General features: G+C 59.3%; 11 protein-coding genes and 1 pseudogene. 4 read left to right on the forward strand and 8 right to left on the reverse strand.

Annotation, left to right across the window (positions count from 1 at the left end; all coding sequences use genetic code 11):
* The first annotated feature begins 23 nt into the window (after positions 1-23).
* Positions 24-473 carry an EVE domain-containing protein gene (locus tag QMK58_RS28560; protein ID WP_053163712.1) on the forward strand — a complete coding sequence of 150 codons (450 nt, stop codon included), beginning with the start codon at positions 24-26 and terminating at the stop codon, positions 471-473.
* Positions 474-556: 83 nt separating this feature from the next.
* Here QMK58_RS28560 and QMK58_RS28565 read toward each other — a convergent pair whose 3' ends face one another.
* Positions 557-964: a flagellar basal body-associated protein FliL gene (locus QMK58_RS28565; RefSeq protein ID WP_053163714.1), complete on the reverse strand. Its 408-nt coding sequence runs from the start codon at positions 962-964 to the stop codon at positions 557-559.
* A 150-nt stretch (positions 965-1,114) separates the two neighbouring features.
* Between QMK58_RS28565 and QMK58_RS28570 the strand changes: the two genes are divergently transcribed.
* On the forward strand, positions 1,115-2,092 hold the full coding sequence (locus tag QMK58_RS28570; protein ID WP_053163717.1) for an NADPH:quinone oxidoreductase family protein: 978 nt from the start codon (positions 1,115-1,117) through the stop codon (positions 2,090-2,092).
* Between the two features lie 50 nt (positions 2,093-2,142).
* On the opposite strand, the gene QMK58_RS28575 is transcribed toward QMK58_RS28570, so the two are convergent.
* Positions 2,143-2,736 carry an energy transducer TonB gene (locus tag QMK58_RS28575; RefSeq protein WP_320396570.1) on the reverse strand — a complete coding sequence of 198 codons (594 nt, stop codon included), beginning with the start codon at positions 2,734-2,736 and terminating at the stop codon, positions 2,143-2,145.
* A 204-nt stretch (positions 2,737-2,940) separates the two neighbouring features.
* On the opposite strand from QMK58_RS28575, the pseudogene QMK58_RS28580 reads away from it, so the two are divergent.
* Positions 2,941-3,574: pseudogene (locus QMK58_RS28580) on the forward strand (MFS transporter); the annotation flags it as partial.
* On the opposite strand, the gene QMK58_RS28585 reads toward QMK58_RS28580, so the two are convergent.
* The 5 genes from QMK58_RS28585 to trxA all read right to left on the reverse strand — a co-directional run bounded on the left by QMK58_RS28585 (position 3,550) and on the right by trxA (position 8,979).
* Positions 3,550-4,218 carry a gamma-glutamylcyclotransferase gene (locus QMK58_RS28585; RefSeq protein WP_053163718.1) on the reverse strand — a complete coding sequence of 223 codons (669 nt, stop codon included), beginning with the start codon at positions 4,216-4,218 and terminating at the stop codon, positions 3,550-3,552. The pseudogene QMK58_RS28580 and the gene QMK58_RS28585 overlap by 25 nt on opposite strands.
* Before the next feature lie 350 nt (positions 4,219-4,568).
* Complete coding sequence (locus tag QMK58_RS28590; RefSeq protein WP_320395716.1) at positions 4,569-5,537, reverse strand: CDP-6-deoxy-delta-3,4-glucoseen reductase; 969 nt, start codon at positions 5,535-5,537, stop codon at positions 4,569-4,571.
* A complete protein-coding gene (gene ubiD, locus QMK58_RS28595; RefSeq protein WP_053163723.1) occupies positions 5,537-7,003 on the reverse strand; it encodes a 4-hydroxy-3-polyprenylbenzoate decarboxylase in 1,467 nt (488 codons plus the stop codon). The genes QMK58_RS28590 and ubiD overlap by 1 nt, the downstream gene beginning before the upstream one ends.
* 139 nt (positions 7,004-7,142) lie before the next feature.
* The gene (rho, locus tag QMK58_RS28600) at positions 7,143-8,402 is read right to left on the reverse strand and encodes a transcription termination factor Rho (RefSeq protein WP_003206716.1); all 1,260 of its coding nucleotides are present in this window, start codon (positions 8,400-8,402) and stop codon (positions 7,143-7,145) included.
* A 247-nt stretch (positions 8,403-8,649) separates the two neighbouring features.
* A complete protein-coding gene (trxA, locus tag QMK58_RS28605; RefSeq protein WP_003206727.1) occupies positions 8,650-8,979 on the reverse strand; it encodes a thioredoxin TrxA in 330 nt (109 codons plus the stop codon).
* A gap of 220 nt (positions 8,980-9,199) precedes the next feature.
* On the opposite strand from trxA, the gene ppx reads away from it, so the two are divergent.
* Positions 9,200-10,702 carry an exopolyphosphatase gene (gene ppx, locus QMK58_RS28610; protein WP_053163833.1) on the forward strand — a complete coding sequence of 501 codons (1,503 nt, stop codon included), beginning with the start codon at positions 9,200-9,202 and terminating at the stop codon, positions 10,700-10,702.
* A 152-nt stretch (positions 10,703-10,854) separates the two neighbouring features.
* Here the strand turns inward: ppx and ppk1 are convergent, their stop codons facing one another.
* Positions 10,855-13,077, reverse strand: coding sequence for a polyphosphate kinase 1 (gene ppk1, locus QMK58_RS28615; RefSeq protein WP_320395717.1), 2,223 nt, complete (start codon positions 13,075-13,077; stop codon positions 10,855-10,857).
* Positions 13,078-13,095 lie beyond the last annotated feature (18 nt).

Below are 13,095 nucleotides of genomic sequence, written 5' to 3' on the forward strand. Positions count from 1 at the left end.
TCACCTCGCAAGGAGCCAAGACCATGGCCTATTGGCTGATGAAATCCGAGCCCGACGAACTCTCGATAAAGGGGCTGGAAAAGCTCGGCAAAGCGCGCTGGGACGGAGTTCGCAACTATCAGGCGCGCAACTTCCTGCGGGCGATGACGGTGGGGGACGAGTTTTTCTTTTATCACTCAAGCTGCCCCGAGCCAGGTATTGCCGGGATCGGCAAGATTGTCGAAGCCGCGTATCCGGACCCTACGGCGCTGGATCCGGAAAGCCATTACTACGACCCAAAGGCCACAGCAGAGAAAAACGCCTGGAGTGCGATCGATGTCGCCCACGTCGAAACGTTTGCTCGGGTGCTGAAGTTGGACTATCTGAAGCAGCAGGCTGCGTTGGCCGAGATGCCATTGGTGCAGAAGGGTTCGCGGCTTTCGGTGATGCCAGTGACTGAAGATCAGTGGGCGGCAGTGATTGCACTGCGCTGATATGCCTTCGTAGGAGCCGGCTTGCTGACGATGGCGGTCTCGAGGGCGCTATCGCCAGCAAGCCGGCTCCTACGGATCCAGCATTACTGGATGATCAGGTTGTTGAACAACAAATCCTCAACCACCGGCTTGCCGGTTTCATCATTCATGATCTGCTGGGTCTGTTTCAGCGCTTCCTGACGCAGCTTTTCCTTGGCCTCAACGTTATTCATCGTCTCGGTGGTCTGTTGGGCAAACAGCGCCACCAGCTGGTTACGAATCAACGGCTCATTGGCCTTCACTGCTTTGGTCGCCTCATCACCGGTCACACGCAACGCCACATCAGCCTTGTAGACCTTGAGCTTCGGCGTACCGTCCAGTCCGTAGTTACCCACGAACGGCGGGCTCAACGTGATGTAGTTGACCTTCGGCGCTGTTTCTTCTTTGGCTTCTTCGGCCACCGCTGCCACAGGCAGAGACAGGGCCAGCATCAACATGATCCACGCTTTCACAATTCGCTCCTTATCCGGTTTGCGGCCTAGCATAACGACCCGCCACGCCAGCACAAGCTTATGGCTGACTATCAGGGCCGGGCATGCTCGTTGACCCGTCGACTCACACACCTACACTTATCGGCCATCACTCCCAAAGGAATAGCCCTGATGAAAGCCGTGCTGTGCAAAGCCTTCGGCCCCGCCGAATCGCTGGTGCTGGAAGAAGTCGCCAGTCCTGTCGCAAAGAAGAACGAAGTCCTGCTGGAGGTGCACGCCGCCGGGGTTAATTTCCCCGACACGCTGATCATCGAGGGCAAGTACCAGTTCAAACCGCCCTTCCCGTTTTCCCCGGGCGGTGAAGCGGCCGGGATCGTCAGCGAAGTGGGCGAAAAGGTCAGCCACCTGAAAGTCGGCGACCGGGTCATGGCCCTGACCGGCTGGGGTAGTTTCGCCGAACAGGTCGCGGTGCCGGGCTACAACGTGCTGCCTATCCCGCCGTCGATGGACTTCAACACCGCCGCCGCGTTCAGCATGACCTACGGCACCTCGATGCACGCCCTCAAGCAGCGCGCCAACCTGCAACCCGGTGAAACCCTGCTGGTGCTCGGCGCTTCCGGCGGCGTCGGCCTGGCAGCGGTGGAAATCGGCAAAGCCATGGGCGCCCGCGTCATCGCCGCCGCCAGCAGCGCAGAGAAACTCGCCGTGGCCAAGGCTGCTGGCGCCGATGAGTTGATCAACTACAGCGAAACCAGCCTCAAGGATGAAATCAAGCGCCTCACCGACGGCCAGGGCGCCGACGTGATCTACGACCCGGTCGGTGGCGACCTGTTCGATCAGGCCATCCGCGCCATCGCCTGGAACGGCCGCCTGCTGGTGGTCGGCTTCGCCAGCGGACGCATTCCCGAATTGCCGGTCAACCTGGCCCTGCTCAAGGGCGCCGCTGTGCTCGGCGTGTTCTGGGGCTCATTTGCCCAACGCCAGCCGCAGGACAATGCGGCGAATTTCCAGCAGTTGTTTGGCTGGTTTGCCGAAGGCAAGTTGAAACCGCTGGTGTCACAGGTGTATCCGCTGAGCAATGCAGCGCAGGCGATCAATGACCTTGGACAGCGCAAGGCGGTCGGGAAAGTGGTGGTGCAGGTTCGCTGAATCTCCGCCTGCCAATAAGCGCGGCCTTGAGTCGCGCTTATTTTTGAGATTCAGAGCAACACCCGAATCTCCTCCGGCAAAAACCGTACATACCGACTCGCCGGGTAGGAATTACAGCGCATGACTATCGTAGGGATGCTTTTGTTGAGCTTGGCAATCAGCGCCAGACGCTTCTCTTCCGGCAGTTGCGTCGGTGAAAGCGAGTGGGTCAGGTAACTGCGGGTCCAGCTGAAAACCGGCAGATCCACCCATGAGGAAGTGGCGATGTTCAACGATGCCCGAGTGATGGCATTGCATTTCACCCGTTCCAACTCCTTATTGACGTGTAAGGGATGATCGCTGTCCAGCCTGTACTCCATGGGTGCGACCACGATGATTTGCGCAGGCTGATCCTCGGTAATTGTCCACGGCTTGAATCGCCATTGATTGACGGCGGCCAATGAAGCTTCTGCGAGCTCGGGATGCGCCTCTTGCGCAATCTCGGCATTACTGACGGATCCATCGGCTTTCACGAGCATGCTGATACGCACCATGCCGGTGATGCCCGCCCGATGCAGCGCCATCGGATAAATCGGCTTGGGATTGTTCTCTGGAATCAGGAATACCTCCCCAGCCCTGATACCCACAGAAGTCAGCAACAACACTCCACACAACCACCACCGCATATCCCTACTCCCTTCGCCTGCAACGCCAGACCTGGCAACAGCACAAAAGGTTACGGACCAAGGTCGTTGCGCATAACGCCATGACTTCCGTTTTGAGCGAAGGACCTTTCCCAAAGGCCTGCCCTCTTTCAGGCAGCTCGAATGTCCCTCAACGAAAACAGGTAACGCTTCTTACAACGCCCTTCACACAAGGAAATCTTCGTCAAATACGTGCTGCGCAACAAAATGCTCTGGTACATCGCCCTGGCCAACGTCTTCGTTTACCTGCTGCGCTACGGCGTGCTGGACTGGGCGCCGACCTACCTCAAGGAAGCCAAGGGCTTCACCGTGGATAAAACCTCGTGGGCATACTTCTTCTACGAGTGGGCAGGCATTCCGGGCACGCTGCTGTGCGGCTGGATGTCGGACAAGATCTTCCGTGGCAACCGTGGCCTGACCGGCATGGTGTTCATGGCACTGGTGACAGTTGCGACGCTGGTTTACTGGCTCAATCCGGCCGGCAACCCGATGGTCGACATGATCGCGCTGCTGTCCATCGGCTTCCTGATCTACGGCCCGGTGATGCTGATCGGCCTGCAGGCACTGGAACTGGCACCGAAGAAAGCGGCCGGTACGGCAGCAGGATTCACGGGGCTGTTCGGGTATCTGGGGGGGGTCGGTCGCGGCCAGTGCAGCGATGGGCTACACCGTGGACCATTTCGGCTGGGATGGCGGTTTCGTGCTGCTGGTCGGCGCCTGCCTGCTGGCGATGGCCTTCCTGGCCCCGACGCTACGTCACAAACAAGTCGCCAGTCAGGGCCGCGAAGCACTCGCTTGATCGGCTTTTGACTTACAACGCTTGAGCCGCGCCTCCAGATTCCGGTCTGGCATGGCGTGGCTGCGCAGGGCGTGCGCGGTCTGCTCGACATAATCACGAGTGGTGCCGTAACGCCCGCAAGCGTTTTCAAACACGTGGCTCAGCACATGATCCGGCAGGTTGCCGGCATAGCTCGGTAGATGCCGCTCCAGAACAAATCCCAAGGCCTGAACCTGACTACCGTCTTCGAGACGGCAGTTGAGCCAGTGCGGGCGATAGGAAGGGAACGGCATCTCACGCTGCCAAAGCGCATACAGCGAGGCTTCCAGTTGCTCTTCGGGCAAGCGATAGGCGAAACCACTGCACGAGCCGCCGCGATCCAGGCCAAACACCAGGCCGGGCATTTCCGGGGTGCCGCGATGTTCGTGGGACCACAGGTACAGCCCGCGATGGTACCCATGTACCCGGCCGCGAACCCGCTCGACCGCCGTGCATTCCGGCCGCCAGATCAGCGATCCATACGCGAACAGCCACACCGGCCCGCCCTTGTGGCGTGCCATGGTCGATTGCATTGAGCCGAGCAATTGTTCGTGCGTGAGCTGCGGCCCCAGATCGAGCCGCGGAGGGTAAGCCAGATTCAAAAAAGCGGATTCAATGGCGCTCATGGCGAATAGCGTTCAGCTCCCCGCGAGTGAAGGAATTACTTAATAGAACGCACCGTTGTAACAATAAGGCACATAAGTTTTAAGGCAATTTAAATGCCATGGCACAGTTCTTAATTAATAGCCTGGACGACATATAACCTACCGACATTTATAAATTTGTATAAATACCGATAAGCTATATAGAGAGTTATAACCTGTAGGAGCGAGCAGGCTCGCGATGGTCGTTAACGATTACGCGGGGAGTCTGGCTGCCCGCGGCGCTCTTGAGTTCATCGCGAGCATGCTCGCTCCTACAGTTTGGAGGGGCGTAATCAAGATCGAGGATCAAGATCGCGGACCAAGATCGAGGATCAAGATCGAGGCGCATACGCAAAAACGTCGGCGCGCATTTGGTGAGCGTCCATGCCCGCCTCCACCAGCGCGTCCAGTGTGCCGTAGACCATCGCCGGAGAGCCGCTGGCGTACACATGCAGAGGCTTCAGGTTCGGGAAGTCCTCGCAAACCGCTTCATGCAGCATGCCGCAGCGCCCTCCCCATCCGCATTGGTCGCTGACGACTTTGTGCAGGAACAGATTGGGTAACTTCAGCCATTCGTCCCAATGTTCGATCTGATAAAAATCTTCAGGACGGCGCACTCCCCAATACAGGTGCACCGGGTATTTGAAACCAGAGGCCCGGCAATGTTCGATCAGGCTGTGGATCTGGCCCATGCCAGTACCTGCTGCGATCAGCACCAAGGGGCCGTCCGGCAGTTCCGCGAGATGGGTATCGCCGAATGGCAGCTCGACCCGCACCATGGGGCGGCGCTGGAGCTGCTCGATGAGACTCAGCGCACTGGTTTCGCGCGCCAGGACGTGAATCTCGAGGTCGCGCCCCCCGTGCGGTGCCGAGGCCAGGGAGAAAGCGGATTTCTCGCCACTCTCCCGTTCGATCATCAAGTATTGCCCGGCATGGTAACGCGGCGGTTTCCCGGCTGGAGCCCGCAGACGCACGCGCCAGGTATCGCCACCCACTTCCTTGCACTCAATGACCTGACACGACACGCTGCGCACCGGCAGTTCTCCCAGCGCGAGCACGCCATCCCACAGCACGATGCAGTCTTCCAGCGGCTCCGCTATGCAAGTGTAGAACTCGCCATGGTCCCGCACATTGCCGGCCTGTTCGACCCGGCCTTCCACCAACAGCGCCGCGCACACGTGGCAATTGCCGTTGCGGCAGCTTTGCGGGCATTCATAGCCCAGGCGTCGTGCGCCATCGAGAATCCGCTCGCTGGGCAATATCTCAAGCACTGCTCCGGAGGGCTGCAAGGTTACACGCATCAATCTATTCCTAACTGATTCCAGATGGCATCGATCCGTTGTGTGACGGCATCGTCCTTGACGATCACCCGGCCCCACTCGCGGGTGGTTTCACCAGGCCATTTATGCGTGGCATCGAGGCCCATTTTCGAACCCAGGCCAGACACCGGTGAAGCGAAGTCCAGGTAGTCGATCGGCGTGTTTTCGATCATCACCGTGTCGCGCTTGGGGTCCATGCGCGTAGTGATGGCCCAGATCACATCGTTCCAGTCCCGGGCGTTGATATCGTCGTCGGTGACGATAACGAACTTGGTGTACATGAACTGTCGCAAAAACGACCAGACACCGAGCATTACCCGCTTGGCGTGGCCGGGATAGGACTTCTTCATGGTCACGATGGCCATGCGATAGGAACAGCCCTCAGGCGGCAGATAGAAATCGGTGATCTCCGGGAACTGCTTCTGCAGGATCGGCACGAACACTTCGTTCAACGCAACGCCGAGGATCGCCGGCTCATCCGGCGGACGGCCGGTGTAGGTGCTGTGGTAGATCGGCTTGATCCGGTGGGTGATGCGCTCAACGGTGAACACCGGGAAGCTGTCGACTTCGTTGTAGTAACCGGTGTGGTCGCCGTAAGGGCCTTCATCGGCCATCTCGCCCGGATGGATCACGCCTTCGAGGATGATCTCGGCGGTGGCCGGCACTTGCAGGTCGTTGCCCCGGCACTTCACCAGTTCGGTGCGATTACCGCGCAAGAGGCCAGCGAAGGCGTACTCGGAAAGGCTGTCGGGGACAGGCGTCACTGCACCAAGGATGGTCGCAGGGTCGGCGCCCAGCGCCACGGCCACGGGGAACGGCTGGCCCGGATGCTTCTCGCACCACTCTCGGTAGTCCAGCGCGCCGCCGCGGTGGCTCAGCCAGCGCATGATGACCTTGTTGCGGCCAATCACTTGCTGACGATAGATGCCGAGGTTCTGGCGATCCTTGTTCGGGCCTTTGGTGACGGTCAGGCCCCAAGTGATCAGCGGCGCAACATCGCCCGGCCAGCAGGTCTGTACTGGCAGTGTCGAGAGGTCGACGTCGTCGCCTTCGATGACCACTTCCTGGCAGACCGCATCTTTGACGACCTTGGGTGCCATCGAAATGATCTTGCGGAAAATCGGCAGTTTGGACCAGGCATCTTTCAGCCCCTTCGGCGGCTCGGGTTCCTTGAGGAACGCCAGCAACTTGCCGATCTCGCGCAGTTCGCTGACCGCTTCGGCGCCCATGCCCAACGCCACACGCTCGGGGGTGCCGAACAGATTGCCGAGCACCGGTATGTCGTAACCGGTAGGCTTTTCGAATAGCAGGGCCGGGCCTTTTGCGCGCAATGTGCGGTCGCAGACCTCGGTCATTTCGAGCACTGGGGACACCGGGATCTGGATGCGCTTGAGTTCGCCGCGCTGTTCCAGCCCGCTGATAAAGTCGCGCAAGTCGCGATACTGCATGCGTGAGCCTCGTGTTGGCCGTGGCGTTCGGGGCAGGCAGTTTAGCGCCGAACCCTTCGGTTCAGAACCACGAACTGCCTGTTGATCAAAAAACAGATAGCAAAAAGCCGGGTTTCCCCGGCTTTTTGGCCTGCTCGACTTACTTGCGTTTCATCGACAGGAAGAACTCATCGTTGGTCTTGGTCGTTTTCAGCTTGTCGACCAGGAACTCGATGGCAGCGACTTCGTCCATCGGGTGCAGCAGCTTGCGCAGAATCCACATGCGCTGCAACTCGTCGTCGGCGGTCAGCAACTCTTCGCGGCGGGTACCGGAACGGTTGATGTTGATGGCCGGGAAGACGCGTTTTTCAGCGATACGGCGATCCAGAGGCAGCTCCATGTTGCCGGTACCTTTGAACTCCTCGTAGATCACTTCGTCCATCTTCGAGCCGGTTTCAACCAGCGCGGTGGCGATGATGGTCAGCGAGCCGCCTTCTTCGATGTTTCGCGCGGCGCCGAAGAAACGTTTCGGTTTCTCCAGGGCGTGGGCATCGACACCACCGGTCAGTACCTTGCCGGAGCTCGGGATCACGGTGTTGTAGGCACGGGCCAGACGGGTGATGGAGTCGAGCAGGATCACCACGTCCTTTTTGTGCTCGACCAGGCGCTTGGCCTTCTCGATCACCATTTCGGCAACCTGCACGTGGCGGGTTGGCGGCTCGTCGAACGTCGAGGCAACCACTTCGCCGCGCACGGTGCGCTGCATTTCGGTTACTTCTTCCGGACGTTCGTCGATCAGCAGCACGATCAGGTGAACTTCAGGGTTGTTACGCGCGATATTCGCGGCAATGTTTTGCAGCATGATCGTCTTGCCGGCTTTCGGCGGTGCAACGATCAGACCGCGCTGGCCTTTACCGATCGGGGCGCACAGGTCGATGACACGACCGGTCAAGTCTTCGGTGGAACCGTTACCGGCTTCCATCTTCATGCGCACGGTCGGGAACAGCGGGGTCAGGTTCTCGAAGAGAATCTTGTTTTTCGCGTTTTCCGGACGGTCGAAGTTGATCGTATCGACCTTGAGCAACGCGAAATAACGCTCGCCTTCCTTCGGAGGGCGGATCTTGCCAACGATGGTGTCACCGGTGCGCAAGTTGAAACGACGGATCTGGCTCGGCGAGACGTAGATATCGTCTGGACCTGCGAGATAGGAAGCGTCAGCGGAGCGCAGGAAGCCGAAGCCGTCCTGGAGAATCTCCAGCACGCCATCACCGGAGATTTCCTCGCCGCTTTTCGCGTGCTTTTTCAGCAGGGAGAAAATCACGTCCTGCTTGCGCGAACGGGCCATATTTTCTATGCCCATCTGTTCGGCCAATTCGAGCAGTTCGGTAATCGGCTTTTGCTTGAGTTCAGTCAGATTCATATAGGAATGACGTAATCATTTATGGAGGGGGGAAATTAAGCTTTTGGCTTAATGAGGCCGCGCCGCAGAGAAGGCGACAGGATCGCGTACTTATTCGAAAAGGAGTGCGTCGGCGACGGCTAGCAGGGGGCACTGGAGAAACCAGCGCGGGGCCGAATGTAACACCTGAGTTTCGGAGCGTCTAGCCCTCTATAACGAAAAAGCCCCGCTATTTGCGGGGCTTTTTTCTGACACGCTGCAACGACGCTTAGATGTTGGCGTCGAGGAAAGCGGCCAGTTGCGACTTCGACAGTGCGCCGACCTTGGTCGCTTCAACGTTGCCGTTCTTGAACAGCATCAGGGTCGGGATACCGCGCACGCCGTGCTTGGCCGGGGTTTCCTGGTTTTCGTCGATGTTCAGTTTGGCAACGGTCAGCTTGCCTTTGTAGGTTTCGGCAATTTCGTCCAGAACCGGAGCGATCATTTTGCAAGGGCCACACCACTCAGCCCAGTAGTCGACCAGTACAGCGCCTTCGGCCTTGAGTACGTCGGCCTCGAAGCTAGCGTCGCTAACGTGTTTGATAAGATCGCTGCTCATGGAATTCTCCAGGTTGTAAGCAAAAAAACGTGGCCCATCATAGCCGCCCTTCCTACGTTCAGGAAGGTGCAGATGATTGAGTCTCGCTATGGTGGCTCATGAATTTGGGTATAGCCCATGTCCGCAAGCCGTGCGCTGGATCAAGGCATTGAACCATGCGCGTTGGCGTCAGCCGTTGATCGTGGCACGATGTCGAGGTTATCGACCGAGACCCCTGACCATGCCGCAATCCAAAGCCAAGAATCTGTCCCTGATCGCCGCAATCGACCTGGGCTCCAACAGCTTTCACATGGTCGTGGCCAAAGCCCAGAACGGTGAAATCCGCATTCTCGAGCGCCTCGGGGAGAAAGTTCAGCTGGCGGCCGGCATCGACGAAGAGCGCCGCCTCAGCGAAGAGTCGATGCAGCGCGGGCTCGACTGTCTCAAGCGCTTTGCCCAACTGATCAACGGTATGCCAACAGGCGCCGTGCGGATCGTTGGCACCAACGCCCTGCGCGAAGCCCGTAACCGTGCCGAATTTATCCATCGCGCCGAAGAAATCCTCGGTCACCCCGTGGAAGTCATTTCCGGCCGTGAAGAGGCGCGCCTGATTTACCTCGGCGTCTCCCACACCCTCGCCGACACACCGGGCAAGCGCCTGGTGGCCGACATTGGCGGCGGCAGTACTGAATTCATCATCGGCCAGCGCTTCGAACCGCTGCTGCGCGAAAGCCTGCAGATGGGTTGCGTCAGCTTCACCCAGCGTTATTTCAAGGACGGAAAGATCACCCCAGCCCGCTACGCCCAGGCGTACACCGCAGCGCGGCTGGAAATCATGAGCATCGAACACGCCCTGCACCGCCTGACCTGGGATGAAGCCATTGGCTCCTCGGGCACCATCCGCGCCATCGGCCTGGCCCTCAAGGCTGGCGGCCATGGCACCGGCGAGGTCAACGCCGAAGGGCTGGCGTGGCTCAAGCGCAAGCTGATCAAGCTCGGCGATGTCGAGAAGATCGACTTCGAAGGCATCAAACCGGACCGCCGGGCGATTTTCCCGGCAGGCCTGGCGATTCTCGAAGCCATCTTCGATGCTCTGGAACTGCAACGCATGGATCACTGCGAAGGCGCCCTGCGTGAAGGCGTGCTCTATGACCTGCTCGGCCGCCATCATCATGAAGACGTGCGCGAACGTACCCTCACCTCGCTGATGGAGCGTTATCACGTCGACCTGGAGCAGGCGGTGCGCGTCGAGCGCAAGGCTCTGCATGCCTTCGATCAGGTGGCTGCAGACTGGGATCTGGAAGACGGCGTCTGGCGCGAACTGCTCGGCTGGGCTGCCAAGGTCCATGAAGTGGGCCTGGACATCGCCCACTATCAGTACCACAAGCACGGCGCTTACCTGATCGAGCATTCGGATCTGGCCGGGTTCTCCCGCGAAGATCAATTGATGCTCGCACTGTTGGTGCGCGGCCACCGCCGCAACATTCCCAAGGACAAGTTTGCCGATATCGAAGTTGACGGCATCAAGCTGATCCGCCTGTGCGTACTGCTGCGCTTTGCGATCCTGTTCCACCACATCCGCGGCACCCAGCAAATGCCTCAGGTGGAACTGAACGCCAATGGCAACAGCCTGGAAGTGGTATTCCCGGAAAACTGGCTGGATGAAAACCAGTTGACCCAGGCCGACTTCGAAATTGAAGCGCAATGGCTGACCCGGGTCGATATCGTCCTCAGTGTTCGCTGACGTCCCTGTAGGAGCCGGCTTGCCGGCGATGCGTTATCACGCCATGCGGTGACTGAACGTACGCCATCGCTGGCAAGCCAGCTCCTACAGAATTCGGTGAAAACAAAAATGGCGATCCCTTGGGATCGCCATTTTTTTACTCCCGGCCGGCGTTACCGCACAGTCAGGATCGGGCTGCCCAATCGCTCCAGCAAAGTAGCCTGGGCGCTGCGCGGGTTCTGGTTGCCGGTCGGCGTGTTACGGATGTAACGACCGTCCGACTGCAGGCTCCAGCTGTGCGTATTGTCGGTGAGATACAACTCCAGCTCTTTCTTGACCCGCATGATCAGCTTCTTGCCTTCGACCGGGAAGCAAGTCTCGACGCGCTTGTCGAGGTTGCGCTCCATCCAGTCGGCGCTGGAGAGGAACATTTGCTCGTCGCCGCCATTTAGGAAGTAGAAGACCCGGGTGTGTTCCAGGAAACGTCCGATGATCGAACGCACGTGGATATTGTGCGACACCCCGGCGATGCCCGGTCGCAGGCAGCACATGCCACGCACCACCAGATCGATGCGCACGCCCGACTGGCTGGCCTTGTATAGCGCGCGGATGATCTTCGGATCGGTCAGCGAGTTGAACTTGGCAATGATGTGCGCCGGCTTGCCGTCGACGGCGAACTGGGTTTCGCGGGCAATCATGTCGAGCATGCCCTTCTTCAGGGTGAACGGCGCGTGCAGCAACTTCTTCATGCGCAGGGTTTTACCCATGCCGATCAACTGGCTGAACAATTTGCCAACGTCTTCACACAAGGCATCGTCAGAGGTCAGCAGGCTGTAGTCGGTATACAGGCGGGCGTTGCCGGCGTGGTAGTTACCGGTGCCGAGGTGCGCGTAACGCACGATCTCACCGGCCTCGCGGCGCAGGATGAGCATCATCTTGGCGTGGGTCTTGAAGCCGACCACACCGTAGATCACCACCGCACCGGCCGCTTGCAGACGGCTGGCCAGTTGCAGGTTGGACTCTTCGTCGAAGCGCGCACGCAGTTCGATCACCGCAGTGACTTCCTTGCCGTTGCGCGCTGCATCCACCAGCGCATCGACGATTTCCGAGTTGGCGCCCGACCGGTACAAGGTCTGACGCACCGCCAGCACGTGCGGATCCTTGGCGGCCTGGCGCAGCAAGTCGACCACCGGGGTGAACGACTCGAACGGGTGCAGCAGCAGAATGTCCTGCTTGCTGATCACGCTGAAGATGTTCTCGCTGTTTTGCAGCAGCTTCGGGATCTGTGGGGTGAAGGGCAGATATTGCAGCTCGCGCTGACTGTCCAGGCCGGTGATGCTGAACAGACGCGTCAGGTTCACCGGACCATTGACTTGATACAGCTCCGACTCGCTCAAGTTGAATTGCTTGAGCAGGTAATCGGACAGATGTTTCGGGCAGGTGTCGGCCACTTCCAGACGCACCGCATCACCGTAACGACGCGAGAACAACTCACCACGCAGGGCGCGGGCAAGGTCTTCGACATCTTCGGAGTCCAGCGCCAGGTCGGCGTTGCGGGTCAGGCGGAACTGATAGCAGCCCTTCACCTTCATGCCCTGGAACAGGTCATCGGCGTGAGCGTGAATCATCGACGACAGGAAGACATAATTGTCGCCAGCGCCGCCGACTTCTTCCGGCACCTTGATGATGCGCGGCAACAGACGAGGCGCAGGAATGATCGCCAGGCCAGAGTCGCGGCCGAAGGCATCGACGCCTTCAAGTTCGACGATGAAGTTGAGGCTCTTGTTCACCAGCAACGGGAACGGGTGCGTCGGGTCGAGGCCGATCGGAGTGATGATCGGCGCGATTTCGTCACGGAAGTAGCGACGTACCCAGGTCTTGAGCTTGGTCGTCCAGTTACGGCGCCGGATGAAGCGGACCTGATGTTTCTCCAGCTCCGGCAACAGAATGTCATTGAGAATGGCGTACTGACGATCAACGTGACCGTGCACCAGTTCGCTGATGCGCGCCAGCGCCTGATGCGGTTGCAGGCCATCGGCGCCCGCCTGCTCACGGGCAAAGGTGATCTGCTTCTTCAGGCCGGCAACGCGAATCTCGAAGAACTCGTCCAGGTTACTGGAGAAGATCAGCAAAAACTTCAGCCGCTCCAGCAACGGGTAGGACTCATCCAGTGCCTGCTCCAGCACGCGGATATTGAACTGCAGTTGCGACAGCTCACGGTGGATGTACAGGCTGCTGTCATCCAGACCGGGAATCGCAATCGCCGGCGCTGCCACAGCAGCCTCGACGACCACGGCAGGCGGAGCAGGCTCCAGCTCCGGCGGGGTCTCGTCGATTTGCTCCACCACCGGTTGAGCGTCTTTTACGGCAACTTCAGTGAGTACTTCGGTATTCATCGAATGTTCCTGGGAGGG

Origin of the sequence: Pseudomonas sp. P8_241 (genome assembly GCF_034008315.1) — a bacterium.
Classification (GTDB): Bacteria; Pseudomonadota; Gammaproteobacteria; order Pseudomonadales; family Pseudomonadaceae; genus Aquipseudomonas.

Bases quoted from the DNA above. Each gene is read 5' to 3' on its own strand.
- QMK58_RS28560 (WP_053163712.1), top strand. From the start codon at position 24: ATGGCCTATTGGCTGATGAAATCCGAGCCCGACGAACTCTCGATAAAG.
- QMK58_RS28570 (WP_053163717.1), top strand. From the start codon at position 1,115: ATGAAAGCCGTGCTGTGCAAAGCCTTCGGCCCCGCCGAATCGCTGGTG.
- QMK58_RS28585 (WP_053163718.1), bottom strand. From the start codon at position 4,218: ATGAGCGCCATTGAATCCGCTTTTTTGAATCTGGCTTACCCTCCGCGG.
- QMK58_RS28590 (WP_320395716.1), bottom strand. From the start codon at position 5,537: ATGCGTGTAACCTTGCAGCCCTCCGGAGCAGTGCTTGAGATATTGCCC.
- ubiD (WP_053163723.1), bottom strand. From the start codon at position 7,003: ATGCAGTATCGCGACTTGCGCGACTTTATCAGCGGGCTGGAACAGCGC.
- rho (WP_003206716.1), bottom strand. From the start codon at position 8,402: ATGAATCTGACTGAACTCAAGCAAAAGCCGATTACCGAACTGCTCGAA.
- trxA (WP_003206727.1), bottom strand. From the start codon at position 8,979: ATGAGCAGCGATCTTATCAAACACGTTAGCGACGCTAGCTTCGAGGCC.
- ppx (WP_053163833.1), top strand. From the start codon at position 9,200: ATGCCGCAATCCAAAGCCAAGAATCTGTCCCTGATCGCCGCAATCGAC.
- ppk1 (WP_320395717.1), bottom strand. From the start codon at position 13,077: ATGAATACCGAAGTACTCACTGAAGTTGCCGTAAAAGACGCTCAACCG.